Annotated in this window: 27 protein-coding genes and 1 tRNA gene; 16 read left to right on the forward strand and 12 right to left on the reverse strand. The window is 48.1% G+C overall.

Going from position 1 to position 25,754, the window contains the following annotated elements; genetic code table 11:
* The first annotated feature begins 452 nt into the window (after positions 1–452).
* The 12 genes from AC5FXQ_RS06220 to AC5FXQ_RS06275 all read left to right on the forward strand — a co-directional run bounded on the left by AC5FXQ_RS06220 (position 453) and on the right by AC5FXQ_RS06275 (position 9,980).
* Entirely contained in the window at positions 453–1,286 is an 834-nt protein-coding gene (locus AC5FXQ_RS06220; protein ID WP_493601628.1) for a YsnF/AvaK domain-containing protein, read from the forward strand.
* Positions 1,287–1,466: 180 nt separating this feature from the next.
* On the forward strand, positions 1,467–1,991 hold the full coding sequence (locus AC5FXQ_RS06225) for a YsnF/AvaK domain-containing protein (protein ID WP_493601629.1): 525 nt from the start codon (positions 1,467–1,469) through the stop codon (positions 1,989–1,991).
* A 325-nt stretch (positions 1,992–2,316) separates the two neighbouring features.
* Positions 2,317–2,997, forward strand: a complete 681-nt coding sequence (locus tag AC5FXQ_RS06230; protein ID WP_493601630.1) for a metal-dependent hydrolase — start codon at positions 2,317–2,319, stop codon at positions 2,995–2,997.
* 7 nt (positions 2,998–3,004) lie between these two features.
* On the forward strand, positions 3,005–3,787 hold the full coding sequence (locus tag AC5FXQ_RS06235; protein WP_493601631.1) for a ParA family protein: 783 nt from the start codon (positions 3,005–3,007) through the stop codon (positions 3,785–3,787).
* Between the two features lie 12 nt (positions 3,788–3,799).
* Positions 3,800–4,717, forward strand: coding sequence for a ParB/RepB/Spo0J family partition protein (locus AC5FXQ_RS06240; protein ID WP_493601632.1), 918 nt, complete (start codon positions 3,800–3,802; stop codon positions 4,715–4,717).
* A gap of 9 nt (positions 4,718–4,726) precedes the next feature.
* A complete protein-coding gene (locus tag AC5FXQ_RS06245; protein WP_493601633.1) occupies positions 4,727–5,392 on the forward strand; it encodes a DUF5683 domain-containing protein in 666 nt (221 codons plus the stop codon).
* Positions 5,389–6,105: a 4-hydroxy-tetrahydrodipicolinate reductase gene (gene dapB / locus AC5FXQ_RS06250; RefSeq protein ID WP_493601634.1), complete on the forward strand. Its 717-nt coding sequence runs from the start codon at positions 5,389–5,391 to the stop codon at positions 6,103–6,105. The genes AC5FXQ_RS06245 and dapB overlap by 4 nt, the downstream gene beginning before the upstream one ends.
* Positions 6,106–6,123: 18 nt before the next feature.
* A complete protein-coding gene (lepB, locus tag AC5FXQ_RS06255) occupies positions 6,124–7,224 on the forward strand; it encodes a signal peptidase I (protein ID WP_493601635.1) in 1,101 nt (366 codons plus the stop codon).
* A gap of 208 nt (positions 7,225–7,432) precedes the next feature.
* Entirely contained in the window at positions 7,433–8,026 is a 594-nt protein-coding gene (locus AC5FXQ_RS06260) for an SMI1/KNR4 family protein (RefSeq protein ID WP_493601636.1), read from the forward strand.
* Positions 7,986–8,753, forward strand: coding sequence for a class I SAM-dependent methyltransferase (locus AC5FXQ_RS06265; protein WP_493601637.1), 768 nt, complete (start codon positions 7,986–7,988; stop codon positions 8,751–8,753). Before AC5FXQ_RS06260 ends, AC5FXQ_RS06265 begins: the two co-directional genes overlap by 41 nt.
* A gap of 50 nt (positions 8,754–8,803) precedes the next feature.
* Positions 8,804–9,169 (forward strand): DUF2200 domain-containing protein, encoded by a 366-nt coding sequence (locus tag AC5FXQ_RS06270; protein ID WP_493601638.1) that lies wholly within the window; start codon positions 8,804–8,806, stop codon positions 9,167–9,169.
* Between the two features lie 37 nt (positions 9,170–9,206).
* Positions 9,207–9,980, forward strand: coding sequence for a LolA-like protein (locus AC5FXQ_RS06275; protein ID WP_493601639.1), 774 nt, complete (start codon positions 9,207–9,209; stop codon positions 9,978–9,980).
* 214 nt (positions 9,981–10,194) lie between these two features.
* Here the strand turns inward: AC5FXQ_RS06275 and ung are convergent, their stop codons facing one another.
* Positions 10,195–10,857 carry a uracil-DNA glycosylase gene (gene ung, locus AC5FXQ_RS06280; protein WP_493601640.1) on the reverse strand — a complete coding sequence of 221 codons (663 nt, stop codon included), beginning with the start codon at positions 10,855–10,857 and terminating at the stop codon, positions 10,195–10,197.
* A 99-nt stretch (positions 10,858–10,956) separates the two neighbouring features.
* Between ung and apaG the strand changes: the two genes are divergently transcribed.
* Both apaG and AC5FXQ_RS06290 read left to right on the forward strand, forming a co-directional pair.
* On the forward strand, positions 10,957–11,343 hold the full coding sequence (gene apaG, locus AC5FXQ_RS06285; protein ID WP_007654728.1) for a Co2+/Mg2+ efflux facilitator ApaG/CorD: 387 nt from the start codon (positions 10,957–10,959) through the stop codon (positions 11,341–11,343).
* Positions 11,344–11,545: 202 nt separating this feature from the next.
* Positions 11,546–12,331, forward strand: a complete 786-nt coding sequence (locus tag AC5FXQ_RS06290; protein ID WP_493601641.1) for an O-methyltransferase — start codon at positions 11,546–11,548, stop codon at positions 12,329–12,331.
* Here AC5FXQ_RS06290 and AC5FXQ_RS06295 read toward each other — a convergent pair.
* From AC5FXQ_RS06295 to AC5FXQ_RS06305, 3 genes are all read right to left on the reverse strand, one after another.
* On the reverse strand, positions 12,328–13,104 hold the full coding sequence (locus AC5FXQ_RS06295; protein WP_493601642.1) for a DUF695 domain-containing protein: 777 nt from the start codon (positions 13,102–13,104) through the stop codon (positions 12,328–12,330). The two genes, AC5FXQ_RS06290 and AC5FXQ_RS06295, sit on opposite strands and share 4 nt — an antisense overlap.
* A gap of 73 nt (positions 13,105–13,177) precedes the next feature.
* Entirely contained in the window at positions 13,178–13,987 is an 810-nt protein-coding gene (kdsA, locus tag AC5FXQ_RS06300) for a 3-deoxy-8-phosphooctulonate synthase (RefSeq protein ID WP_493601643.1), read from the reverse strand.
* Positions 13,988–14,363: 376 nt separating this feature from the next.
* A complete protein-coding gene (locus AC5FXQ_RS06305; protein WP_493601644.1) occupies positions 14,364–14,957 on the reverse strand; it encodes a methyltransferase domain-containing protein in 594 nt (197 codons plus the stop codon).
* 76 nt (positions 14,958–15,033) lie between these two features.
* Between AC5FXQ_RS06305 and AC5FXQ_RS06310 the strand changes: the two genes are divergently transcribed.
* The gene (locus AC5FXQ_RS06310; RefSeq protein WP_493601645.1) at positions 15,034–16,014 is read left to right on the forward strand and encodes a DUF8428 domain-containing protein; all 981 of its coding nucleotides are present in this window, start codon (positions 15,034–15,036) and stop codon (positions 16,012–16,014) included.
* Positions 16,015–16,182: 168 nt separating this feature from the next.
* Here the strand turns inward: AC5FXQ_RS06310 and cphA are convergent, their stop codons facing one another.
* The 3 genes from cphA to AC5FXQ_RS06325 form a co-directional block, all read right to left on the reverse strand.
* A complete protein-coding gene (gene cphA / locus AC5FXQ_RS06315) occupies positions 16,183–18,813 on the reverse strand; it encodes a cyanophycin synthetase (protein ID WP_493601646.1) in 2,631 nt (876 codons plus the stop codon).
* 704 nt (positions 18,814–19,517) lie between these two features.
* A tRNA-Cys gene (locus AC5FXQ_RS06320) sits at positions 19,518–19,588 on the reverse strand.
* A 124-nt stretch (positions 19,589–19,712) separates the two neighbouring features.
* A complete protein-coding gene (locus tag AC5FXQ_RS06325; protein ID WP_493601647.1) occupies positions 19,713–20,075 on the reverse strand; it encodes a hypothetical protein in 363 nt (120 codons plus the stop codon).
* Positions 20,076–20,465: 390 nt separating this feature from the next.
* Between AC5FXQ_RS06325 and AC5FXQ_RS06330 the strand changes: the two genes are divergently transcribed.
* Positions 20,466–21,524: an acyltransferase family protein gene (locus AC5FXQ_RS06330; protein ID WP_493601648.1), complete on the forward strand. Its 1,059-nt coding sequence runs from the start codon at positions 20,466–20,468 to the stop codon at positions 21,522–21,524.
* A 16-nt stretch (positions 21,525–21,540) separates the two neighbouring features.
* Here the strand turns inward: AC5FXQ_RS06330 and AC5FXQ_RS06335 are convergent, their stop codons facing one another.
* From AC5FXQ_RS06335 to AC5FXQ_RS06355, 5 genes are all read right to left on the reverse strand, one after another.
* Complete coding sequence (locus AC5FXQ_RS06335) at positions 21,541–22,458, reverse strand: pseudouridine-5'-phosphate glycosidase (RefSeq protein ID WP_493601649.1); 918 nt, start codon at positions 22,456–22,458, stop codon at positions 21,541–21,543.
* 135 nt (positions 22,459–22,593) lie between these two features.
* A complete protein-coding gene (locus tag AC5FXQ_RS06340; RefSeq protein WP_493601650.1) occupies positions 22,594–23,139 on the reverse strand; it encodes a dihydrofolate reductase family protein in 546 nt (181 codons plus the stop codon).
* A gap of 712 nt (positions 23,140–23,851) precedes the next feature.
* Positions 23,852–24,466: a hypothetical protein gene (locus AC5FXQ_RS06345; RefSeq protein ID WP_493601651.1), complete on the reverse strand. Its 615-nt coding sequence runs from the start codon at positions 24,464–24,466 to the stop codon at positions 23,852–23,854.
* A gap of 89 nt (positions 24,467–24,555) precedes the next feature.
* A complete protein-coding gene (locus AC5FXQ_RS06350) occupies positions 24,556–24,858 on the reverse strand; it encodes a hypothetical protein (RefSeq protein WP_493601652.1) in 303 nt (100 codons plus the stop codon).
* Positions 24,859–25,105: 247 nt separating this feature from the next.
* Positions 25,106–25,687 (reverse strand): hypothetical protein, encoded by a 582-nt coding sequence (locus AC5FXQ_RS06355; RefSeq protein WP_493601653.1) that lies wholly within the window; start codon positions 25,685–25,687, stop codon positions 25,106–25,108.
* Positions 25,688–25,754 lie beyond the last annotated feature (67 nt).

Consider the following 25,754-nt stretch of genomic DNA (forward strand, 5'->3'; position numbering starts at 1 on the left):
TCTGCACTTGCATCTCAATAACACTAGGTTCAAATATAGGATTGAGCCTTCCTGTAATTTTGAAATACCAATAACCAATCCTAACTGAGGCCGTAAAAAAATAGAGGGCCATCTCAGAGCAGGTTATTTGGAAATTTATATTTATATATAATATATTTTCCAAATTTCGATTACCAGGCTATGAGAAATATTAATTCAATTTAAGCTATATAAAAAAGTATCCTTGTCCTTGTGCTTCACTATCTGGAAGCTCTTATTGGAATATTTTGCAGGAAGAGTACTTATTGACCGACAGGCACAAGGTTCTGCTGTGGCCTTGATTTTAAAGAACTAAATGGGAACATAATTTCCCACTGAGCATACTAACTAACCACATTGACCGGGTGGTGGAGTCCCCGGGCCACTAAGACGGCATAAGTACCCCTAATATTAAACATAACGCACACATAACTATGGAACGACAAACTGTAATAGGCATTTTTAAAGAAGGTATAGACGCACAGGCTGCGGTGCAAAAGCTAGAGAGCACGCACCATATTGGCCGTGACAAAGTAGATATAGCAAACCCTGCTTCTGCTTCAGCGAGGCAAGTAGGCAGCACCAGAGACAAAGACAATGATGGTGTAAGCGGTTTCTTTGGATCGCTATTTGGCACAAATGATGAAGCCAACAAACATACACAGGCTGCCCGCAGAGGCTGGGTAGTGACGGTACACGCCGACTCCCGCCAGCAGGCAGAGAAAGCTGCTGAAGTACTGGACTCATGTGGCGCAGTGGATGTAGACGAGCATGTGGCACAAAACAATCCACAGGCCGGTACAGCCAGACCACCACAGGGCACGAACCAGACCAACACCGGGCGAACAGGCGACTCTAGCCAGTCTATTCCGATTATGGAGGAGCGTATGAACGTAGGTAAACGTGAAGTAGAGCGTGGCGGTGTGCGCATGAGAAGCCGCATTGTGGAGCGCCCTGTAGAAGAGCATCTGCGTCTGCGTGAAGAACATGTGGATGTAGAGCGTAACAAAGTAAACCGACCTGCAACAGACCGCGACTTTCAGAACTTCAAGGAAGGAGAGATCAACATTACGGAACGCGCTGAGGTGCCTGTAGTTAACAAGGAGGCCCGCGTAGTAGAAGAAGTGAAGATCAACAAGCACACAGAACAGCGAGACGAAACTGTAAGGGATACCGTACGCAAGACTGATGTGGACATTGACAAACTAGACAGAGACAAAGACCTTCGCAACCCGGGTAACAAACCCGGCAACCCTCGCAATATATAGGGAAAGATTTTGTAGATAAGGCAAGAGGCAGTCATGATGTGGCTGCCTCTTGCTGTTTTACTGAAGGAATACAGTAAAACAACCTCCGTAAAGCCATGAACCATCCCCTGCACTGCCCGTACAATCTGACTACCAAATCGATAGTAGCCTATTCCCCTTCACCACATATAGCACCAAACCATGAGCAAGAAATCAGACAAACTTAAATCAGAATTTGACGAGAAGCTACGCGAGAGTCGCACCACCCCACTGGAAGAGCGGGACATACAGGATGAGTATGGCCGTGACGAGCGGGAGAAACTGGACGTTGACATTGAGTACAGTAAGACGATACCTGTGATTGAAGAGCAGGTGCGGGTAGACACTGAAGTCAGAGAGACAGGCAATGTGCACATTGCTAAAGAAGTGCACCGGGAAGATGTGGACCTGGACCTGCCGATCATACATGAAGAGGCAGAAATAGAACGCGTCGAAGTAAACCAGTATGTTGACACCCCCCCACCGCCGGTACGCTATGAAGGCGATAAGATGATTATACCTGTGCTGAAAGAAGTTCTGGTAGTGGAGAAGCGCCTGCTGGTGGTAGAGGAGATACACGTTACGAAGCGGCGCACTGAAGAGCACGATACACAGCATGTGGAGCTGCGCCGGGAAGAGATCAGGGTCGAGCGGAAAAGAAACAATCCAAACGAACCACAAGGCTGAACCCTGCTGCGGTCTGGGGTATAAAACAGGGCCGGTCCAAAATAAATAGTTCCACGCGGCGTTGTTATATAAACGAACCACCGAAGCAAGCGGGTCCGGCAGCTACAAGAGCAGTCGGACCCGCTTGCTTTTATGGCCTTAAAATGCACGTATCCTATGGCTAGCCGCTTAAGGAACACCCTGGTACGGAATGTGGATAACCCCCAAAATCGTGGATAAAAATATACGCCGCTGCGCGTGGAACATCATACGTTCTGCGCAAAAAACTGTATCTTTGTAAAAGTTCTATACCCAATTCGGGCTAACAGATTAAAAAATGCAAACTATGGAAATAACGTATTACGGACAGTCCTGCTTTCTTTTCAAAATCGGTGAGCACCGCATTCTATTCGACCCGTTTATCTCTCCGAACGAGCTGGCCAAGGACATCGACGTGGACAGCATCAAGGCTGATTACATTCTGCTCTCGCACGGTCATCAGGACCACGTGCATGATGCGGAGCGTATCGCAAAAAAAAACGGTGCCACCATTGTAGCCAATTTTGAGATCGCGAGCTGGTATGAGGGGAAAGGTATAGAAAAGACCCACCCGATGAACACCGGCGGTAAGGTAACATTGCCATTTGGCACTGTGAAAATGGTGAACGCCGTGCATTCCAGCTCCCTGCCAGATGGCACTTACGCTGGTGTAGCAGCCGGATTTGTGGTGGAAACAGAGAATCAGACATTTTATTTTGCCGGCGATACGGCCCTCACCTACGACATGAAACTCATACCTGAGCAGTATGATGTGGACTTTGCCCTGATGCCGATCGGCGATAACTTTACCATGGACATCCACGATGCCCTGGTAGCGGCCGATTTTGTGCAGGTAGACAAGGTGATCGGCATGCATTACGACACCTTCCCTTACATCAAAATAGACCATGAAGAAGTGAAGGAAGTGGCGCAGATGGCCGGCAAGGAACTAATATTGATGGAGATAGGTCAGACTATAAACCTATAATTTTTAGATGGGAAAAATAATAGCGGTTGCAAACCAAAAAGGTGGCGTAGGCAAGACCACCACAGCCATAAACCTGGCTGCGAGCCTGGCAGCCCTCGAATTTAAGACATTACTCGTTGACGCAGACCCGCAGGCCAACGCCACATCGGGCCTCGGCTTCGACCCCGCCAGCATCAGCAGCAATATCTACGAGTGCATGGTAGGGGAAGCGAATATAGAAGACATTATCCTGAAATCCCCTAACCTGGAGTCCCTGGATTTGATCCCCTCGCACATCGACCTGGTGGGCGCTGAGGTGGAGATGATCAACATTCCGAACAGGGAGGAGAGGATGCGCGAAGCGCTGGCTCCGCTCAAGGAGGTGTACGACTTCATCATTATCGACTGTTCGCCTTCACTGGGCCTTATCACGGTAAACTCGCTTACGGCGGCCGACTCGGTGGTGATACCTGTTCAGTGTGAGTATTTTGCGTTGGAAGGTTTGGGCAAACTGCTCAACACGATAAAAATTATCACGACGCGCCTGAATACGGAGCTTGCCATTGAGGGCATCCTGCTAACGATGTATGATGTGCGTCTGCGCCTGAGCAACCAGGTGGTGGAGGAGGTGAAAACGCACTTCCAGCAAATGGTGTTTGATACGATCATCCCGAGAAATGTGAAGTTGAGCGAGTCTCCGGGTTATGGTATACCTGCCATTCTGTACGATGCAGAAAGCAAGGGTGCCATGAGCTACCTGAACCTGGCCCGTGAGATAGCAGAGAAGAACAGCGTTGCGCTGGCGAAATAACCTTACGATTACATGTCCGACAACAAGAAACCAGTACCAACACGCAAGGGAGGCCTTGGCAGAGGCCTTGGCTCTCTTCTGGAGGGTAACAAGTACACTGGCAAAACAGCCGAATCTACCACCGTTAACGAAGTCAATACCATCGCAGATATAGCTATTGAACACATCCAGACGAATCCTTACCAGCCCCGTACGCATTTTGATCAGACGGCGCTGGAAGAACTGGCTGAGTCTATCAGGATACAAGGCATTATTCAGCCAATCACGGTTCGTCAGCTTGACCAGAACAGCTACCAGCTGATATCAGGTGAGCGTCGCTACCAGGCCGCCAAAATGGCTGGTCTGACCGAAATTCCGGCTTACATCCGCAAGGCCGACGACCAGCAGATGCTGGAGATGGCCCTGATCGAGAACATTCAGCGTGAAAACCTGAACGCGATCGAGATTGCCCTCTCCTACCAGCGCCTGCTCACGGAGTGTAGCCTGAAGCAGGAGGAACTGGGCGACCGCGTAGGCAAGAAACGCACGACGGTAACCAACTACCTGCGCCTGCTTAAACTGCCGCCAGACATCCAGATCGCCCTGCGCGACAATGTGATCAGCATGGGCCATGCCAGAGCGCTGATTAACATCGATACGATCGACAAGCAGCTGGAGATCTTCCGCAAGGTAGTGGCTGAGGAGCTGTCGGTGCGCAAGGTGGAGGAACTGGTACGTAATGTGCAGAATGCCAGTAAAAAGCCGGATCCGCAACAAAAACTGGTCTTCAACAGGTATGATGAAGAGTTGAAGGGAGTCGAAAAAAAGCTTTCTTCGCAATTTGGCACCAAGATTTTGGTGAAGGCCAATAACGATGGCAAAGGTGAGATCAAGATCCCTTTTGTATCGGTGGACGAGCTGAACCGTATATTGGAGATTCTGAACTACTAAGAGAACAGCATGAGGTTAGCGCCTGGTATAGCATTATTTGTGGCATTACTCTTTTCGCAGCTGCTGCCGTCGCAGGCCAGGGCGCAAGTTGTCACATCCGGACCGGACTCGGTTTTGGTGCTAACTTCCGAAGCTGACACCGCCCAGCAAAAGCAGTTTTTCCTGAGCGGCTTCAAAAACCTGGGCCGTCCTGGACGCGCAGCTCTTTTTTCGGCCATCATACCCGGAGCAGGTCAGGTATACAACGGTGCCTGGTGGAAGGTGCCCATCATTTATGCTACTGGCGGTGTGCTGGGTTACTTTATTATCGACAACAACAACAAGTACCAGGAGTTCAGGGCGGCGCTCAATGCCCGTACAGGACGCAGCGATAACTTTTACCAGGTATACGACGCCTACTACAATGACCCTGTTTATGGTGCTGATGTGCAAAACGGAACCCAGAACCTGCGTGTGAGCCGCGATTTTTACCGTCGCAACCGTGACCTGACCATCATCATATCAGTGCTGGCTTACGGCATGCAAATAGCGGAAGCTTACGTGCACGGCCACCTGCGCGAGTTTGACGTGAGTGACAACCTGAGCCTGCGTGTGCAGCCCGACGTATTCCGCACACCTGCCACCAACGGCGTTACGCCCGGTCTTACCCTTACTTTATACACCCGAACTAAATGAGAATCCTATTGATAGGCTATGGCAAGATGGGGAAAACCATTGAGCAGATGGCCCTTGCCAAAGGTTACCAGATAGCTGGCACCATTGACCATACCAATGCTGAAACACTGAGCAGCTACACGCCTGAAAACACGGATGTAGCCATAGAGTTTACCCATCCGGAAGCTGCCTTTGGCAATATTTCTTACTGCCTGACGCAAGGTATACCAGTGGTTTCAGGCTCTACAGGCTGGCTGGACAGGTATAGCGAAGCTGTAGCTTTGTGCCAGGAAAACAAGGGCGCATTCTTCTACGCTTCTAATTATAGCGTGGGCGTTAATTTGTTTTTCCATTTTAACGAATATATTGCCAGTAAAATGCAGGCTTATAAGGAGTACAGTGTCTCTATCCGGGAGATTCACCACCTCCATAAGGTCGACAAGCCAAGCGGCACAGGGATAACCACGGCCGAAGGTATACTGGCCAGCTTCCCTGACCTGCAGGGCTGGGCGGCTGATGACGATTCAGATAAGTCTAAGCTCAATATTATTTCGGAGCGTGAGCCGGATGTGGTAGGCACCCACATCGTGACCTACGAATCGGATGTAGACAAAATAGAACTGGGCCACATTGCCCATAGCCGTGCCGGATTTGCCGAAGGTGCCCTGATGGCAGCTGAGTGGCTCAAAGACCGCCAGGGAGTATACGGCATGAAAGACATGCTCAACCTGTAGAAACAAAACGCTTTATAGATGAAAGTAAAGTTTTGGGAAAAGAAGCCCGCTAACAAGGCGCCTAAAAAGAAAAAGAGCTTTGCACGTGAGTGGGGCGACGCCATCTTATTTGCCGTTATCGCGGCCAGTTTGATCCGCTGGGCTACTTTTGAGGCCTATACCATCCCGACACCCTCTATGGAGAAGTCGCTGCTGGTGGGTGACTTCTTGTTTGTGAGCAAGCTGCACTACGGTCCACGCACCCCGATCACCCCGCTGCAGGTACCGCTCACGCACCAGACCATCTGGGGGACGAACATTCCCTCTTACTCCGACGCGATTCAGCTGAAATCATACCGCTTGCCAGGTTTCTCAGAGGTACAGCGCAATGATGTGGTAGTGTTCAACTATCCTCCGGAAGAGCATCACCCGGCCGACCTGCGCACCAATTACATCAAGCGTTGTATCGGTATTGCCGGCGACTCCATCGAGATCCGCAACATGCAGGTATACATCAACGGTCAGATGGCTGAGAATCCGGATAAAATGCAGTATAAGTACTTTCTCTCTACGGAGCAGCGCCTGGCAGAGAAGTTCTTCCTGGAGCGTGACATTACGGATGTGATTCAGTGGCAGGGCGGTTATATTGTAGATACTTCTCCTGAGAAAGCCAAGGCCCTCGCTCAGCTTGATTTCATCAAAGAGGCAACGCTCCTGATGGACGAAGCGGGTAAAGGTGATGCGGAAGTATTCCCGCATGTGCCGAGCAAGTACGAATGGAACAAAGACAACTTCGGTCCTCTTTACATCCCGAAAGAAGGCGCTACCGTAGCGATTACACCGGAAACGCTGCCTTTTTACGAGAAGGTGATCCTTGGCTACGAGCGTAACGAAAACGCGGAGGTACGTGACGGCAAGCTATACCTGGACGGTGCAGAAGCCACGAGCTATACCTTTAAGCAGGATTACTACTTCATGATGGGTGACAACCGTCACAACTCCCTCGACTCCCGCTACTGGGGCTTCGTACCAGCCGACCACATTGTAGGCAAAGCCGTGATGATCTGGATGTCCTCCGACCCATACGGCAGTTTCCTCAACAAAATCAGATGGAGTAGATTGTTTAAGACGATTGAGTAAGGTAAATATAGATGAAATGAAGCCGCCAGTTCTGAGAGGAGCTGGCGGTTTTTTGTTTTGGAGATTGTGAGAGTGGTTGTTGAAATATTGTATATTTGGTATAGCTTATAAAGAGTTTTAGCTTATGAATATAGGTATGGCTCTTTATAAAATGCAGATAGTGGGAGTAAGTACTCCTGTTAGCTGGTAGTTACAACATATTGAAAGCATGAATTACGATTACATTAAAAAGTTTGTAGACATCTCAATTCAGAACATGTCTAGTCCTGAGTTTGACTCCTTCTATGTAAGCAAGTCAACGATCATTGACAATTTCTTGGTTGATGAATCCAGACCAGTACAAGGAGATATGATTCCGTGGAAACCATCTGATAGCTTGATCAACGACTCAGAAATTGAGGCTTTGGAATCAGAAATTAAACACCCGTTACCAGATTCCTTCAAACAGTATTTAAAGTATAAGAGCTTCTATGAACTTGCTCCAATAAGTAATGTGTGGATGTTTACTCAACTTTTACCGAAAGAATGGAAAAGGGTAATGCTTGAAAATGTGTTTAATGGTTGGCCAAAAGAGTACCTTTATAACAAAGGAATGATACCCTTTGCAAACTACTCTGACTGGGGAATGCTGTGTTTTGATACAAACACTAAAGGTAAGAATGGAGAGTACCAAATTATCAGATGGGACCACGAGAATGAAGAAGAATATGAAGTATTTGCTAATGACTTTGCGGACTTAATGAAAGCCATAGTTCAAAACTATGAAGAAGGCATCAAAAACGGTGAAGTTGTTTTTTATTAATCAACAGGTTGTAACCCGGCACAGGCTTCATATTCGGCTGCGCCTCATTCGCAGCCTGTACAATCCGTTACTTAACTATCCTTTTCATAGGAACAAAATGACAGAATTCTGGGAATCAAGCTTTCGGGACAAACAAACTATGTGGGGATTTGAGCCTGCTGATTCTGCTATGGCAACCCTAGCGTTGTTTCAGAAGCACGGCTTAAAAGACATCTTAATTCCAGGGTTCGGCTACGGTAGAAATGCCAAAATCTTTACTGATCATGGTTTAAACGTAACCGGAATTGAAATATCAGAAACTGCTATTGCTTTAGCCAAAAGCCATTTTGGAGAAAGCTTACAGGTATGCCACGGCTCTGTCAGCGATATGCCGTTCGACCAGAAGTCTTATGACGGTATTTTCTGCTATGCATTAATCCACCTGCTGGATGCAAAAGAACGGGAGAAGCTGATCCGTGATTGCTATCAGCAGCTCAGACCAAACGGCTACATGGTTTTTGTTGCCATTTCCAAAAACACCCCTACTTATGGGGAAGGCAGGGAATTGAGTAAGGACAGGTTTGAAACCAGACATGGCGTCAACCTTTTCTATTATGATCAGGTGTCAGTTGAGCAGGAATTTGGTCCATATGGATTGATTGAGGCGACTGAGATAGATGAGCCGGCAAAGAATATGGAGAACAAACCTTCTCAAAAATTCTGGCTAATAAGGTGCAGAAAGCAATAAGTGTAAAAAACCAGACACTAATTGTTTAAAAAGCGATTACGATACGAGACATGAAGACTACACCCGAGCATGATGAACGCATGGCAAAAATGACTTTTGCATCGGTATACCCTCATTACATCACAAAAGTGGAGAAAAAGGGTAGGACGAAAGAAGAGCTGCATCAAGTGATAGCCTGGCTAACGGGTTTTGGCGAACAGGAAGTTCAGGAAATGATTGACCAGAAAGTAAGCTTTGAAATATTTTTCAATCGCGCTAAATTAAACCCGAATGCGCAGCTTATAACAGGCGCGATCTGCGGCTATCGCATCGAAGAAATTGAAAATCCTATTACAAGGCAGGTGCGGTATCTGGACAAGTTGGTGGATGAATTGGCAAAAGGAAAAAAGATGGAGAAAATCCTGAGAACCGCCTAAAAAACTAATACCAAATATCTTAACTATAAATAAAACCGTGAAAAAAAACCAATTCCCCCGTATCCTTTACCTACTCCTCCCCTTCCTCACCCTAGCCTGCACCCAAAAGATGAACACAACCGCCACTACTCCCCAGACCGGACAACAAGTGATTGAAGCCATGTACCGCCACTGGGAAAACAAGTGGTACCCGAATTTTGCCTTTGATCAGCGGGCCATTTTCTACAAAGACGATCAGGTGAGTCGTGAGGAAATCTGGCAGGAGATTTACAGCTATCCCGCTAACCTGCACATTCGCTTTGATGGCTTTGAGACGGGCAATGGCGTGATCTACAACCAGGACACGGTCTACACCTTTAAAGAAGGAAAGCAGGTGAACAAGCAGTATTCGATTCACCCGCTTGTTTTATTGAGTTTCGATGTCTATTTCTATGACCCTGCCACTACCATCAGCAAGGTGCAGGAGCTGAACTTTGACCTGAGTCAGTTTACAGAGGCTACCTGGCAGGGCCGTGCTGCTTACGTGGTGGGCACAACCGATCCGAATGACCAGAGCCGTAACCAATTCTGGGTTGACAAAGAGCATCTCTACGTGGTGCGCATCCTCACGAACAACAAAGGCGTTGCACGCGATGTAGAGATGAACAATTACCAGGAAGTCGAGGGAAATATGGTCGCGACAGAGATTGTCTTCAAAAATAACGGCCAGCTGTTTCTGCGGGAGGAATACTTCAATATCTCTTTCCCTGAAAAAGTAGACCCTAGCTGGTTTGACCCGGCGCAGTTCACGACTGCGAATTGGAAGCAATAACAATCATGCAGCAATTCGAAGATATAGGACGTCCTCGTTCGTGATCAAGTAAATAGGGGCTTTAGGCCCCTATTTTATTTATACTTAAATGTCGTTTCGACCCTAGGGAGAAACCTGGAGTATAAGCATTAAAGTCCAGCCAGATCTCTCCTATCGTCGAGATGACAACGTGTGGCTAGATGTCTTAATGAAGCGCACCGGGAATTAATGACAACTACCAATCTATCGGCTCTTTCCCTTGCGCCTTCAGGTATTCGTTGGCTTTGCTGAAGTGGCGGGTACCGAAGAAGCCTCGGTCGGCGGCGAAAGGAGATGGGTGGGCGGCTTTGAGCACCAGGTGCTTGCGGTCGTCAATAAAGGCACCCTTTTTCTGGGCATAGGCTCCCCAGAGCATAAACACCACTCCTTCTTTCAGGTCATTCACTTTGCGTACGACGGCATCCGTAAATTCCTCCCAACCTTTTTTCTGGTGAGATCCTGCGTCGCCGGCACGTACTGTGAGGGTGGCATTTAGTAATAAAACGCCCTGTTCAGCCCAGCGCTCCAGGTTTCCGGTAGCAGGCAGGTCCTTACCGAGGTCACTTTTGATCTCTTTGAAGATATTGACCAATGAGGGCGGGATACGGATACCATCTTTCACCGAAAAAGCCAATCCATTTGCCTGATTAGGACCATGATAGGGATCCTGACCTAAAATAACTACTTTTACCTGATCGAAAGGACATCGCTCAAAAGCATTGAAAATCTGGTTACCGGGCGGGTAAACTTTTTGCGAGGTGTACTCGTCTTTAACAAAAGACGCGAGGTCTTTGAAATAGGGTTTTTCAAATTCTTCTTGCAGGATTTTTTGCCAGCTTTCTTCTATCTTTACGTTCATGAGAATCAGTAGGGGTATCGGGTTTGCTTGGTAACAGGTATCAGGGGCCCGGAAGGCTATACCTGAAACAGATTCTAATTATACAAAAAACTCTGTAACATGGATACAAAAACTACAGAAGGAGTAAAAGTAACGGTTACGACCAACTACCTGCCCGATTACTCCAGTCCGGTACAGCAGCACTTCGTATTTGCTTACAAGATCAGTATAGAAAATAACAGTGAGTTCACAGTCAAGCTTTTACGCCGCCACTGGTACATACATGACGCTACTGGGACTATGCGAGAAGTGGAAGGCGAAGGTGTGGTAGGACAGCAACCTGTGCTGGAGCCCGGCGAGTCCCATGAGTACGTGTCAGGCTGCAACCTGAAGACAGGTATGGGCAAAATGCGCGGCACTTATCTGATGGAGCGTATGGTCGACGGCAAGCAGTTCCATGTGACCATACCTGAGTTTTCGCTCATTGTGCCTTATAAGTTGAATTAAATTGTTGATTGTTGATTCAGCAATACCCGCATAATTGCTAATTGTATAATTGTTGACATATCTATACCTGAATAAATTGTTTCATTGTTAATTCGGCTATACCTTTAAATTTGCAGTTTCTGCAGGATGTATCAGACTTACACACTGAGATCATCATCCAGAAAACAACAATTTAACCATCAACAATTTAACAATTCAAAAATTGCTCCCCTTCCACCTTGCGGCTAATTACCTGCTCTACCGCCTCAGGGCTTTTAAGCTGCACGGAGTCCACTCCCCTTTCGTTTTCGATCTGTACCACCACGTCATCCGGCACGATGGGGCGTACTATGCTTATCCCTTGATTGAAGATCTGCGGGCATCGCTATTGCTGGAAGATCGGACTATACCTGTCACTGATTTTGGAGCGGGACCCAAGGCTGGACTAAAGAAAGACCGCAAGATCAGTTACATTGCCCGCACCTCGGCCAAACCTGCCAAATATGCCCAGTTGCTTCTCCGGTTAATCGCACATTTCAGACCCGGTACTATCTTCGATCTGGGTACTTCCCTAGGCCTCACCACCGCGTACCTCGCGATGGGAAACAAACAGGCCGACGTCTATACCTTTGAAGGATGCCCGTCGATAGCAGCAGAGGCAAAAGCAAACTTTGATAAGCTGGGGCTACAGCACGTGCAGCAGGTTATTGGCAACCTGGACGACACGTTGCCACAGCAACTGCAGGAAGTGAAGCAGCTGGATTTTGTGTTCTTTGACGGGAATCACCGTTACGAACCTACCCTGCGCTACTTTGATGCCTGCCTGGGCAAGCACCATGAGCACAGTGTGTTTGTGGTGGATGACCTCTATTGGTCAGCGGAGATGAAGCGTGCCTGGCAGGAGATCAAGAAGCACCCACAGGTATGTCAAACGGTTGACCTGTTCTACATCGGGCTGGTGTTCTTCCGCAAAACCCAGCCGAAAGAGCATTTTACGCTACTATATTAATCATTTTCCTTTACCACCTGCGCCTGCCAGCCGCCATACACGCCGTTAAACTCCTCCGCTAATTGCCAAAGCCCCAAGGTAGTGGTATGGATCTCTTCCTCGGTAACAGGCTGCACTCTCGCTATCACAATGCTGTAGGGAACATCAGACTCATTTTGGTTTTCCGCCTCCTGCACCAAGGTATAGCCCGCTTCTTCCACAGCACTTCTAAAGGCGGCTCTGTTTTTCTCCGTCGCAAAACTAACAAAGTGTGACACGGGACGGGGAATGTGGTGTTCATCACCCTGCTCCTCCATCATGCGCAGAATGCGGCTGTTCCTGATGCTTTGCATATCAGCAGGCTCAGGGAACAGGAAGTCCAGATAAAGCCCCCAGTCGGCGTCCAGCAGGTTGTTGGAGGCGAAGGTATAGGCGGGGAATTGCTGCATCACGTTCGTGGCAATCACCTCCGGCAACGCCTCCTGCCCACTGTAGAAGTAGAAGCTGCGCTTGCCGTCGTGCAGCAACTTGCCTACAAAGGCGGCTTGAAGGGAGTTCTGAAACTCCTCCACTAGCGCTTCTTCTATCGCCTCGAGCTGCTCCCACTCAGCTTCGTCAGCCGGAAAACCATCGGCGTCGGGCTGCTGCAGCGCCACGACAAGTTCAAAAGCGCGGTGCTGTTCAGGTATAGGGGCTAGGTTTTCAAAAGCCAGATCAACGCTCACACAAGCAGGGCGGTCGTTGATGTCACAGAAATAAACTTCCCACTCGGGGGTATGGGCAGGTACGGTCATAGGTATAATCTGAAAGAAATAAGGAGAGCATCAACCGCGGTCAATGCTCTCCTTTGATACGTTAAAAGGCTACTTAGCGAATAGCCTGGCGAATACGGACTAATTTGGTAAGCAGGCCTTCGAGCTGGTCAAGTGGCAGCATGTTGGCGCCGTCCGATTTCGCTATGGATGGCTGCGGGTGCGTTTCGATGAACAGACCGTCAGCTCCCACCGCAATAGCTGCTTTGGCAATCGTCTCGATCAGGGCTGGCTTGCCGCCCGTCACACCGGAGCTTTGGTTCGGCTGCTGCAGCGAGTGCGTCACGTCCATCACCACTGGTACACCATTCGTCTGCATTTCAGGCAGGTTTCGGAAATCCACCACCATATCAGAATAGCCAAAGCTGTTGCCACGGTCGGTCAGGATCACTTTGTCGTTGCCGGACTCGCGCACTTTGTCCACAGCAAAGCGCATGGCCTCGCCTGACAGGAACTGTCCTTTTTTAATATTCACCACCTTGCCTGTTTTAGCGGCTGCCACGAGCAAGTTGGTCTGGCGGCACAGGAAAGCCGGAATCTGCAGCACATCCACATACTCGGCAGCCATAGCCGCCTCGTCGCTTTCGTGGATGTCAGTGACAGTAGGTATATCTAATGACTGGCTCACCTTCTGCAGGATGCGCAGCGCTTTCTCGTCGCCTATACCTGTAAAAGAGTCCAGGCGGGAGCGGTTGGCTTTGCGGTAAGAGCCTTTGAAGATCAATGGGATCTCCAGCTTGTCGGTGATGGTAACAAGTCGCTCGGCTATCTGCAGGGCCATTTCCTCGCCTTCAATAGCGCAAGGCCCAGCCATCAGAAAGAAGTTGCCGGAGCCGGTATGTTTCAGTTTTGGTATTTCGAACATGGTCAGTATCTAGGTTTAAGCCTTTCGGTCTGCAAATTTAGTCAGATGCGGGGGAATTAGGAACTATATTGATTGTTGATTGCTAATTGTTGGTTGTTGGATATTCACATATGGTCCTATCCAAGGATTTACAGGATTCTCAATGTCAATTGTATTTTAAATTAATCCTGAACATTACGAAATCAATTGTTCTACTAGACCAATCCTGAAAATCCATTAATCCTGTAAATCCTTGGGGTAGGGGCCCTATATAAAGATTCAGACAAATTATACCTGTGCACGATTCGGACAGGTCGCGACTTGTCCCTACACGGGGACCGCCATACTGCGTAGCAATACGACGTTACGGTGTAACGTCCCTACAACTCCCAAACTCCTAAACCCCCTTCTTCCTCAACTCGATAAACAGCTCCCTCCCCTGACGTGGCGGGATGGAGTTGTAGGCGGTTTCGAAGTGGAGGAACTTGAAGTAGGTCTCGAGATAAGTGCGGTACTCTTCGCGACTGCCGCCGAAGGGTGGCCCTGCGTGCTCAAACGTAGTGTCGAAAAGCAGGCCTACTAATTTCCCTCCTGGCACGAGCAGCTTGGCACATTGGCGGGCATAATCAGCTCGGAGCTGTGGGTCGATGGCGCAGAAGAAGGTTTGCTCTACGATCAGGTCATATTTGCCCTCAAGCTCGAAAAAGTCCTCGAGCAGCAATTGATCCTTAGGGAAGTCTGGCACCCGTTCGGAGAAGCGCTGTAGTGGCGCCCCGGCAACATCTGCTATGTAAGTATGTGCGAAACCTTTACGATATAAATATTCCGCTTCGTAAGCGTTGCCGCAACCCGGAACCAGTATGCGTTGACCTGTGTTAGGCATCTGATTGAAATAATCGCGGAGCGGAGGCGTTATAGCCCCAACATCCCAACCCGTCTGGCCCAGTTGGTAGCGGTTTTGCCAGTAGTCGGCATTAAATTCTTGTTTCATCTTGTATGATAATAGCGCAAAAGTCTTAAATTTGAAACTTGCATACGCACCATTCCAGACAGTAAAAGCCTAAATTATGAGTACGCTGGAAAAAAAAGACACCCAAAAAGAAAATCAGCCCATGAACCCTTCTGAAAAAAGAAGCAACCGCAAACTCCTGATTAGTGGACTCCTTGTTATCCTGATCAGCATCAACGGCATCCTGCTTTACATGAATTATCAGAAAAAAGAGAAAAACGAGGAGCAGGCCGAGGTGATCCGTGTGAAAGATAAAGAACTGGAGAACCAGATAAAAGTTTACGAAGCCCTAAAGGCTGATTTTGAGCGCCAGAGCCAGGAACTACAGGCGATGGGTCTCGAAAACGACTCCCTTGAAGCGCAAATTGCCTCTATTTCGTCTGACCTGAACGAGCTGCGCAGCTTCCGCAAGAGCAGCTACAGCCTGGCTGACCAGCGCCGTTTCCGCGACCGTGCGCAGGCCTTTGAGCAGCAGCTGAAACAGAAAGATCAGGAGATCGCGACGCTGAAGCAAGACAATGAAGTCCTCTTTACAGAGAACACCTCACTCAAAACCACTCAAAACCGACTGAGTGACAGCCTCACCACCATGAAGACCACCAACGAAACGCTGGCGGAGAAGGTAAAGGTGGCTTCGAGACTCGAAGCACAGCGCATGAATGTGCAGGTGGTAAATAAGCGCGGCAAAGAGCTGGATGACAAGAACAACGAATTCAGAATAAGAAACGTGGAGAAGATTCGGGTAGCTTTCAACCTTGGCAAAAACGACGTGGCACCACGTGAGCCAAAGACGATCTATATGCGCTTGATCGAGCCGGATGGCGCAGCTCTATATAATCTGTCTACTGGCTCAGGTTCTTTCGAGATTGATGGCCAGGACATGTACTACACCGCTAAGCGTGACATTGTGTTCGACAACACGCAGCAGCAGGTGAGCTTTGTATACAGCAAGAACGCAGAGTATAAGAAAGGCCAGCATACCATTGAGCTGTATGCCGACGGCTTCCTGATCGGATCAACTAACTTTGTGCTGAAATAACAATAAACCCTAAAGTCTGAAAGCCCCTGCCAGTAGGCCGGGGCTTTTTTGTGCCCATACTTCAGGTATAGCCATAAAAAAAACCCTATCCTGAGGAAAGGGTTTTAGTCCATCGTTCACATGAAATTCTCTAACGCAGGCGTTAGAATTTAATCAACAAGAAAATTTTTACTCCACCAGCATACTGCTGCGGTGTTGTATTACCTTAAAGCTCTCCACCATCTTCACCGATTCGTGCACGTCTTCAGTGAAGATCGCTACAAAGGAGCCCTGCTCGGCATTTTCAAGCGCATAGGCGATGGCACGCATCTCTTCCGGTATTACCTTCACCTGCTTATGCGGCGCCACGTCTTCTATACCTTGCAGCATCGGCAGGGTAATCTCATCGGGCGTTTTCCCGCGCAGGTCGCTGTCGAGGCGGATAATGATCTCGTCGAAGATCTCCCCTGCCACCTGGCCTAACTCGTAGAAATCCTGCGTTCTGCGGTCGCCAACGCCAGCTATGATGCCAACCTTCCGCGACACGTCCAGGTCTTCCATAAAGCCGCCGATGGCCTTCATACCACCCACGTTGTGTGCGTAGTCCACCAGCACCTCAAAGTTCGGAAACTGGAACAGGTTCATGCGGCCGGGCGTTTTGTCCGGTGAAGGTATAAAGGTGCGAAGAGCACGCTTAATGTCTTCTATGTCAAAGTGCGATACGTAGCCAGCCAACGCGGCAGCCAGTATGTTCTCTATGTTAAATTTCGCTTTACCTCCAAAGGTCAGCGGCACGTCAGCCACCCGGTCTATCCGGATCTTGTAGCTGTTTTTGAAGATGGAGATATAACCGTTCTCAAAAACTGCCGCCAGTCCGCCCTTGGCAATGTGCTTCAGTATGCGCGGGTTGTTCTCGTCCATACTGAAGAAAGCTACCTTACACTTCAGCTCATCAGCCATGGCATACACCAGGTCGTCATCAGCATTCAGAATGGCGTAGCCGTCTTTGCTCACGCTCTTCGGGATCACCGACTTCACATTGGCCAGGTCCTCCAGGGTATGAATATCACGCAAGCCCAGGTGGTCGGAGCTCACGTTGGTCACAATGCCGATGTCGCACTGATCGAATCCCAGCCCTGAGCGAAGCAGGCCACCACGGGCACACTCCAGCACTGCAAAGTTCACAGTCGGGTCCTTGAGCACAAACTGTGCACTGTAAGCCCCTGTTGTATCACCTTTCTCAAGCAGCTTGTCCTGTATGTAGATGCCCTCCGTAGTGGTATATCCTACCTGATAACCCTTGCTCTTGACCATGTGCGCGATCAGGCGCGTCGTGGTGGTTTTTCCGTTTGTCCCTGTTACAGCCACAATCGGGATGCGGGCAGGCTTTCCATGCGGAAAGAGCATGTCGATTACCGGTTCGGCCACGTTGCGCGGTAATCCGTAAGTCGGCGAAATGTGCATCCTGAATCCAGGGGCTGCATTCACTTCCAGTACAGCACCTCCGGCTTCGTTAAGCGGAATAGCGATGTCGGTTGTCATCACGTCGATGCCGCAGATATCCAGCCCCACCAGACCGGCAATTCGCCCGGCCATCAGGATGTTGTAAGGATCTACTAAGTCAGTAACGTCAGTTGCGGTGCCTCCAGTACTTATGTTAGCGGTACTTTTCAGGTATAGCACCTCCCCTTCCGGCAGAACCGACTGAGTAGTAAGGTCTTTGGCCTTTAAAATATTTTTGGTGTGCTGATCAATTTTTATGCGGGTCAGGGCCTTTTCGTGTCCCACTCCCCTTCTCGGGTCTTTGTTCTCCAGATCGACCAACTGCTTGATCGTTGAAACGCCGTCACCGGTTACCATAGCCGGGGTACGCATGGCAGCGGCCACAAATTTCTTGTTGATCACCAGCAGTCGGAAGTCAAAACCCTGTATATAGCGCTCTACTAACACAGCCTCTGAATACTTTTGAGCGGCAGCCAGTCCTTTGAGAGCGTCTTTCCAGTTGGTGATGTTGATGGTGGCTCCCTTGCCGTGGTTGCCGTCGAGTGGCTTGAGCACCAGTGGATAACCCAGTCGGTCAACAGCTTGCTTCAGCTCCTCCTGATCGTAGACGGTGGTGCCTTTGGGTACAGGTATACCTGCTTCGTCGAGCAGTTCTTTGGTGGCATTCTTGTCGCCGGCTATTTCAACGGCAAAGCAGGCGGTACCACAGGTCATGGTGGCCTGAATGCGCTTCTGGTTCACACCGTAACCTAGTTGTATAAGCGAATGCCTGTTGAGGCGGATATAAGGTATACCGCGGCTCTGTGCCTCCGATACAATGGAGTAGGTACTTGGTCCGAAATACTCGTCTTCCCGGATCTGGTGAAGGCGGTCGATGTCTTCGTCGAGTGTGTACTTCTCTCCCTTAATCAGCGCCTCAGCGATGCGGAGTGCAGCATAAGCGGCATACTCACCTGCGCGTTCCTCCTGATAAGAGAAGATGACGAAGTGTGTGCCCTGCTCGTGGGCCATGTAACAGCGTCCGTAGCCGCACTCCATACCGGCCAGTGTTTGCAGCTCCAACGCAATGTGCTGCACAACGTGAGCGAAGGTAGTGCCTTCCTCCACCGACTTAAAGAAACCACCTGCCACACCCTCTGCAGCTCGATGGGCATACATTTCGGGGAACAGTCGTTTGAGTCGGGCAGCAAATCCGTGCACTTCGTGGGTAAGAGTATCAGCCAGTTCTTCCAGGTCCAGCTTAAGTACGATAATTTTGGGATGCTCAACAGACCAGAAATTTGGTCCGCGCATGATGCGCAAGTCTGTAATCTTCATGGGAATGGGTAAGCAGCTTGTATTGCCTGTCAGATATGTTGTAGGTGTTGAGAGATACAGCAACCGTAAAATTGCCTGCTTGCAATACGTTATACTTTTACAAAGGATATAGCGGCTTTTGAAAAATTAGTGCGCTTGAATGGAAGAAGTTGGTAGATAGTATTTTAGACAGGAACATTGGGTGGGAGTAGTTGTCATCCCCTGCCCCTCTCTTTTGTCTGAATCTTTATATAGGGCCCCTACCCCAAGGATTTACAGAATTAAAGGATTAGCAGGATTTAATACAGGGCCCCTACACCCAAACGTTTACAGGATTCTGGTGCACGATTAACATCCCCCTGCCCCCTTCGAAGGGGGACCTTTCTGCCACTGCCAGTTCATAAGTATAAGCGCTGTAGGTTCTGTTGCAGCACACACCACTGGCAGGTATAGCAAGACTAACTTGCCCCTCCGGCTATGGAACAGAAAGCATTAGTCAGGTGCACCTAAATGACGACCCACTGTTCGAGCGTTCAGCGAGTGGGGGTAGGGGCCCTCGATTTGTGTCAAGACAAAAAGTAGGGTCCGCCCGGCCAGGGCAAGCTATAAAACAGCTCAGGTTGCTATACCTAACTTGCAGCCACTACGCCAGCTACAGACCGATTTAAGAAAGAAGAGGACAAAAAAATCGCCCGGTCAGGTATACCGACCGGGCGATCAAGAAGAGGTAACGAGCGGATTCGAACCGCTGTAGCAGCTTTTGCAGAGCTGAGCCTAGCCACTCGGCCACGTTACCCTGATTGGAGTGCAAATATAAGCAGAGAAGTATGCTTGTCAAACAATAAGGCCATATTTTTTAAGCGCCATCAGGTATAGCGCTAAGTATAAGCTCCTTATTTTTTCAAATGGAATACGCCAGATTATTTAGGAAGCGGTGCTCCTACAGGTACGGCGCAATCGTGACCAGGCTGACCGTGCGGTGGGTTGGTACCGGCAGCAACAGAACCAGACACTTGCGGCTGGAATGCAGGCTGCGGTGCTGTGAGCTTAGGCTGTGCTGGCAAATCAAGTGGAGCGCCTACTTCGATGTCGCAGCGGTGACCAGGCTGGCCGTGAGCAGGATTCAGGGCTACAGTGCCCGCTGGAGCAGCTGTTGCAGCGTTTGTGTTAGCCGGCGCAGTGGTTGGTTGGCTAGTAGCTGTTTCAGCTTTCTTATTGTCTTCTGAGCAAGCGCTAAAACCGATCAGGGCAGCAGCCAGCAGTACGTTAACGGTAGTTTTCATGCAATGATTTAATAAGGTGTGCGGCCTTCTGCCCCTGCCATCCTTTTGGCAGACCAGGGCGCTTTTGTTACAACCGACAAGCTACCAAAAAGGTGCCGCAAAACCAAAATCCTTCCGACATACGGCCGTTTCTGCCTGTTTAAAAACTCATTTCGCATACCATAACTTTATCGCTCCTTTCCGGGTATATTCAGGAAAACCTCTATGCGCTTCCGCCTTTGTCTGGAACACATGCTGCCCGACTGCCGTACCCGGACTTGTTAGAGCTGCACGCATAGCACTTACCCTTTACAATAACACACTGTAAATCCTGGACGTATCAGCCAGGCAGCGGTGCAGAAGGAACCAGGCATTTGCCCTATGTCTTCAAGCCCGTATTTGATTATCATTATGAACAGACTTCTATTCTTAGACGCATTAAGGGGCATTGCCGCACTCTCAGTGGCCCTTTTCCACTATACCTCCGTGTACCGCAGCCTTTACGGCCACAGCTTCTCCCCCGCTTTCGACTTCGACTACGGCTTATTCGGGGTAGAGCTTTTCTTCATGATTTCAGGCTTTGTGATCTTCTTCAGTTTCGACAGGATCAAGAGTGGCGGGGAATTCTTATTTAACCGCGGCATCCGGCTTTACCCGACCTACTGGTTCAGCATGATCACAACTTTCGTGGTGGTACAGACATTCGGCCTGCCCGGCTTAGAGACTACCTTCACCGACATGCTCGTCAACCTGACCATGTTCCAGAAGCTGGCCCGCGTACCAGACGTAGACGGAGTATACTGGTCGCTGTTTTCGGAATGGATGTTCTACCTGATGATGCTTGGCCTGTTCATGACCAATAACCTGAAGCGTATTTTGTGGGTGGGTCCGGTATGGGTGCTGCTAAGCCTGGTGCATAAGTATGGCATTAGCTTTGGCCCGGTTGGTGCCATCCTGAACCTATACCATGGCGTGTTCTTCTATGCGGGTATCTTGTTTTACCTGCTCATGAAGCAGCCTGAAAAACGCAACATTTTACTTGCCCATCTCCTCTTCTGCATCTCTGTTATTGTGGCGCTATACCTGCCGGAAGGCCTGCCGCATACCCTGGTGGTGATTTCCTTCTTCGGGGTGTTCTACCTGGGGTTAATTGGCAAAATGGAGTTTCTGGTGAACAAGGTGCTGCTCTTCCTGGGCAGTATCTCCTATGCACTCTACCTGATCCACCAGTTTGTGGGTTATGTGATCATCAACGAGACGAAACACTTGTTCGGCGATAGCCTGCTGGTGATTGTGCCACCACTTGCCATTACACTTACAGCGGCCTGGCTGATCACCGCCTATATTGAAAAGCCGGTCGTAAGCAGACTCAAAACCTGGTACAAGCAACGGTCAGGCCATACCTTGCCACAGGAGAAGAAAGTACCCGTCAGCGGATTTGCAAAGCCCGAAACTGCCCCTACTAAATAGGTATAGCCGGTTAGAGCTAAACCCCAGGCTGGCTATAAGCTACCGCTATCTCCGCTCCCAACCGGGCATTGTGCCTGATCAGCGCGATATTGGCTTCGAGGCTTTCGCCCTGGCTATGCTCAGCGATATACTTTAAAAGAAAAGGAGTAACGGCCTTGCCCTTGATGTGCTGCTGTGCGGCAGCATGCAAGGCCTGGGTGATATACCATTCCATTTCAGGCGCAGGCACTTCAAACTTTTCAGGTATGGGATTCGCTATCAGCACGGCTCCATCCAGTCCCATCTCCCATTTGGTGCGTAATAGACCAGCAATTTCCTGGGCAGAGTCCAGTCGTAGTGGAGAGGCAAAGCCGCTCTGGCGGGAGTAAAAGCTGGGGAACGCATCCTGGCCGAAAGTAACCACCGGTATCCCTTTCGTCTCAAGATATTCCAGGGTCAGCCCTATATCCAGGATTGACTTCACACCCGCTGATACCACCGCTACGGAAGTCTGCCCCATTTCAGTCAGGTCTGCCGAGATATCCATCGTGGTTTCTGCTCCCCTATGCACACCCCCGATCCCGCCTGTAACAAACACCCGTATACCTGCCATGGAAGCAATTCGCATGGTGGCGGCGACCGTTGTAGCGCCATCGATTTTCTGACTGATGACGTAAGGCATATCCACCAAGCTCACCTTCCAGACATCCTTCGCCTGGCCCAGGTGCTCGATCTGCTGCTTCGTAAGGCCTACACAGCTCTTGCCGTCCAGTATAGCAATGGTGGCAGGTATAGCACCTGCTTCCCGCACCACCTTCTCTACCTCCAGGGCCGTTTGCACGTTCTGCGGGTAAGGCATGCCGTGGGCGATGATCGTAGACTCGAGGGCCACGACAGCTTTGCCTTTAGCCAGGGCCTGCTGCACTTCGGGGAGTATTTGGATGAAAGGGTGCATGGTATTATGCTGGTTCTGTAGCTTAGTATATTGGTAATGGCTATACAGCTTGGTGGAGGCATTAAATTTTATATCTTATTAGGCGGTCAACACTTTTGCCACCACGGCACTTATACTATCATACCGATTCATCATTCAGCTTTTGTATTCATAGATAAGCTGGACTACCCCTGACTTGAACCTGTTTACTTGTACTAAGTTAAGGTTTAGTCTTTCCTTCAGATCCTGAAACAGCGGTTTGCCTGCTCCTAATACCGTTGGGTGAACAGAAATCCGGTAAATGTCAATCAGCCCATGCTGGACAAAGGTTGTAATGAGTTTTGCTCCGCCATATAGCCAGATGTCTTTGCCCTCCTGCTGTTTGAACTCGGCTATCTTCTCAGGTATACCAGAATTGCTAAAAGTGGCCTTGCTATCCTGCCGCTCCTGACTGGAGAAAACGATCTTCCTTTTAGCGTGTACTGCCTCCCAGATAGCTTTCTCTATTTCGCTTGCGCTGGCATCGGGTTGAAAGTTCCCCCACATCTCATAGCTTACCCGACCATAGAGTATGGTGTCTATACCTGAAAGAAAGCCCTGAAAGTCCATATCATCATCCAGGATGCACCAATCGACTTCGCCATTTGGCCCTTCAATGTATCCGTCGAGGGTTACAGCCAGGTCTAAGATTACTTTTCTCATATTGTTGATTGGGTTTAAATATGCGGGGAAGGTTATTTCAAGTAAATAACGGCTTTGCTAAAGCACGGCTTGATGTGCTTTAGGTTTTGTTAGGCTATTTACTTTTTTCTAAGATTATCAAACTCCTATTGGCAAACTAATCAGTTAATAACCGACCTATTCCCCGAATAGAATTTATACCTATACTTCTGTCTCTTAAAAGCGAAAGGCTGACGACCAAGAGTTATGGGTAGTAATTGGTTATTTTTAATAACATACCTATGCTCCAAAGGTACTTGGTAAGTGGAGTCAATAGTGTAAGTAATTAGGGTATCTTGTTCTATGCGCCAACTGCCAGTACTAACTTTTAAAGATACTGTCTCAACAACTTTGCTCTTCCGCCTTTGAAGGCTCTCTATTTTCTTAAAGGTTGAGTCTTGTTTGCATAATTCTATGACTTCTTGCATATGGCTATACCCAAACCCTTTTAGATTTTTCTCAACCATAGCATATTTCACACAGCCAATGTCGGCTGATAACATAGTTAACAGAATCGCAATCGGAGCAATTAATATGTTACATAGGTTCATTTAAATTTTCTATCCAATTCTGCCTTTATTGGTCAAGAAGTTAAAAATATCTCTTTTGTAATTAGTATTTAGCCTAACGTCTTGTGTATACCTTGTGCGAGGCCATCAGCCGAAGCATAGGGTATAAACCTTGTTGGGTGAGGTTATTCTTTTCGCATTCTTCTCCGAAATTCTGGTGACCAGCACCGAACATACATTGACTTTATTTCTCCGTCAGGGTATATAGCTGTTAGCAAACTGTGATTGCCATCCAGACAACGATCCGCCCCATATTCAAGTGGATTTGCCATCCAAGCTTCTTTGCGGTTCATTTTATTCTTTATCTCAACCAGTTCATAATAATCATGAAGCGCATAAGTGTCATTTAGGGAATAGTCGAATTTTACCTTATGACTTTTATACATATACTTGTTACCTGACAAGGCCATATTTAATGAATAAACCGTGTCTTGGTACAGAATCTGAGTTCTTTTACTTGGACAGTTAACACACATTTCATCATAGTCTTCAAGAAGAAGTAGCGTGTCGGTTAATTGCGCTTGCTGAAATAGCTTCTCCTTTAAATGCTTAGGAAATTCATCAGTGCGAAACCTTTTCTGAGACTTTATCCTTGCGAGCATAAACTTATCGCTTGCGCTCTTATATGGAGATTGAGTTAACTGCTCTTTCTGTACTTCATATATTCGTCCATTCAGTTCCCGTAAACTTGAGCAACTAAAAAGAGCAAACATTAACGAAAGGAGTAACAGTTTTTTCATAATTCAAATCACACCCAACGTTCTGGTATATGCGACTTGCGAGGCTTTAGCCGAAGCATGAAGTATATATTTGGTTGGGCGTTGAAATTCTATTCGTTTTTAGAATGATATTTTTCCCAATCTCGCTCCATTTCCTCTTTTTTATTCATTCTTCTTTCTACAACCAATATTGTGACACCGTTTCTTTCTAAAGTATCTTTCTCCAGCTGCAAATCTATTAGATATCCATCTTGCACATACCCCTGATATTCATCATAAATCACTTCCAATGTATTATTGTTTCTCCATTTCTGGACAAGAAATGCTGATGGTAATCCAAACTGAGTTAGCTCTTTATCATAATCGTTTTTTCTTAGAATAGCCTTATGGTAACCATATGCAAGTGCACCCATATCTAAGGTATAGAAGATAACAGCCACTGAGCTATCAGGTGAAAAGTAAGTGCTATCTAATCTGACTTCTTTATTGTCAAGATAATGAGGATTCAAATCATATTTCGTGCATGAACTTGATACGCAGAGGCATATAAGAAAGCATGCTGCCATAAACAATATACTGAAGCTTCTCATTAGTTCTTTTTATGCCCAACGTACTTGGCCATAAGGCGGCGTAGCTGGCTTATGGGTGTGGTTAGGGTTATTAATTTTTGAAATTTTCACTTCTGCTTTTAAGGTACTCTTGATGACTTCCTTCTAAAGAATCATTAAACCAGTCATTTACATAATCATAGTTCACACCACAGGATCTCCATTTATAATAGCCACCACGAATAAGCTCTTCTCGTGATATTTCAGAAAGTTGTTCGAAAGTATAAGGCTGATTCGAGTTCAAGTTTCGAGGAAATGATAAAGAAGGGAAGCCCTGTGTGTAAAAGTGCCAGCTTCCATTCTTTTTCTCAGCTGCTAGCATTTTCACAAAGTCCATTTTTGATTCAGGTATAGTATACACTTTCAACAGAAGTAGCAAAGCTCTGCTCTTGTCTTCATTGAAAAAAACTGCACTATCAATGTGCCACACCGTTTCTCTATCAAGATGGCGATAGAATTGAACATTTTTATCAATCCAATCAGCAACGGTGTCTTTGGCAGCGCTTCTAACGGAGTTATATTCAGCTTTATCTTTTAATGTGTTGATATTATCCTTTAAACAGTTCTGTTGTGCTTCAGGGCCCTTACAACTACAGAGCAAGGTTAGAATCAACAATGTTAAGATACATTTCATTTATCTGGAAGGCGATTTCTTAATAGTTTTTATTGCCCCTAACGTCAGTTTGTCTAAAAACCTCCGT

The organism is Pontibacter sp. LHS1 (genome assembly GCF_058932855.1).

Coding starts and splice junctions, on each gene's coding strand:
- AC5FXQ_RS06265 (WP_493601637.1), top strand. CDS start 7,986: ATGAAGAAGGCATCAAAAACGGTGAAGTTGTTTTTTATTAATCAACAG.
- AC5FXQ_RS06310 (WP_493601645.1), top strand. CDS start 15,034: ATGAGTACGCTGGAAAAAAAAGACACCCAAAAAGAAAATCAGCCCATG.
- AC5FXQ_RS06235 (WP_493601631.1), top strand. CDS start 3,005: ATGGGAAAAATAATAGCGGTTGCAAACCAAAAAGGTGGCGTAGGCAAG.
- ung (WP_493601640.1), bottom strand. CDS start 10,857: ATGAACGTAAAGATAGAAGAAAGCTGGCAAAAAATCCTGCAAGAAGAA.
- kdsA (WP_493601643.1), bottom strand. CDS start 13,987: ATGTTCGAAATACCAAAACTGAAACATACCGGCTCCGGCAACTTCTTT.
- AC5FXQ_RS06230 (WP_493601630.1), top strand. CDS start 2,317: ATGGAAATAACGTATTACGGACAGTCCTGCTTTCTTTTCAAAATCGGT.
- apaG (WP_007654728.1), top strand. CDS start 10,957: ATGGATACAAAAACTACAGAAGGAGTAAAAGTAACGGTTACGACCAAC.
- AC5FXQ_RS06270 (WP_493601638.1), top strand. CDS start 8,804: ATGAAGACTACACCCGAGCATGATGAACGCATGGCAAAAATGACTTTT.
- AC5FXQ_RS06350 (WP_493601652.1), bottom strand. CDS start 24,858: ATGGGTGCACTTGCATATGGTTACCATAAGGCTATTCTAAGAAAAAAC.
- AC5FXQ_RS06225 (WP_493601629.1), top strand. CDS start 1,467: ATGAGCAAGAAATCAGACAAACTTAAATCAGAATTTGACGAGAAGCTA.
- AC5FXQ_RS06325 (WP_493601647.1), bottom strand. CDS start 20,075: ATGAAAACTACCGTTAACGTACTGCTGGCTGCTGCCCTGATCGGTTTT.
- AC5FXQ_RS06260 (WP_493601636.1), top strand. CDS start 7,433: ATGAATTACGATTACATTAAAAAGTTTGTAGACATCTCAATTCAGAAC.
- AC5FXQ_RS06295 (WP_493601642.1), bottom strand. CDS start 13,104: ATGACCGTACCTGCCCATACCCCCGAGTGGGAAGTTTATTTCTGTGAC.
- AC5FXQ_RS06330 (WP_493601648.1), top strand. CDS start 20,466: ATGAACAGACTTCTATTCTTAGACGCATTAAGGGGCATTGCCGCACTC.
- AC5FXQ_RS06335 (WP_493601649.1), bottom strand. CDS start 22,458: ATGCACCCTTTCATCCAAATACTCCCCGAAGTGCAGCAGGCCCTGGCT.
- AC5FXQ_RS06340 (WP_493601650.1), bottom strand. CDS start 23,139: ATGAGAAAAGTAATCTTAGACCTGGCTGTAACCCTCGACGGATACATT.
- AC5FXQ_RS06240 (WP_493601632.1), top strand. CDS start 3,800: ATGTCCGACAACAAGAAACCAGTACCAACACGCAAGGGAGGCCTTGGC.
- AC5FXQ_RS06245 (WP_493601633.1), top strand. CDS start 4,727: ATGAGGTTAGCGCCTGGTATAGCATTATTTGTGGCATTACTCTTTTCG.
- lepB (WP_493601635.1), top strand. CDS start 6,124: ATGAAAGTAAAGTTTTGGGAAAAGAAGCCCGCTAACAAGGCGCCTAAA.
- dapB (WP_493601634.1), top strand. CDS start 5,389: ATGAGAATCCTATTGATAGGCTATGGCAAGATGGGGAAAACCATTGAG.
- AC5FXQ_RS06355 (WP_493601653.1), bottom strand. CDS start 25,687: ATGAAATGTATCTTAACATTGTTGATTCTAACCTTGCTCTGTAGTTGT.
- AC5FXQ_RS06305 (WP_493601644.1), bottom strand. CDS start 14,957: ATGAAACAAGAATTTAATGCCGACTACTGGCAAAACCGCTACCAACTG.
- AC5FXQ_RS06345 (WP_493601651.1), bottom strand. CDS start 24,466: ATGAAAAAACTGTTACTCCTTTCGTTAATGTTTGCTCTTTTTAGTTGC.
- AC5FXQ_RS06220 (WP_493601628.1), top strand. CDS start 453: ATGGAACGACAAACTGTAATAGGCATTTTTAAAGAAGGTATAGACGCA.
- cphA (WP_493601646.1), bottom strand. CDS start 18,813: ATGAAGATTACAGACTTGCGCATCATGCGCGGACCAAATTTCTGGTCT.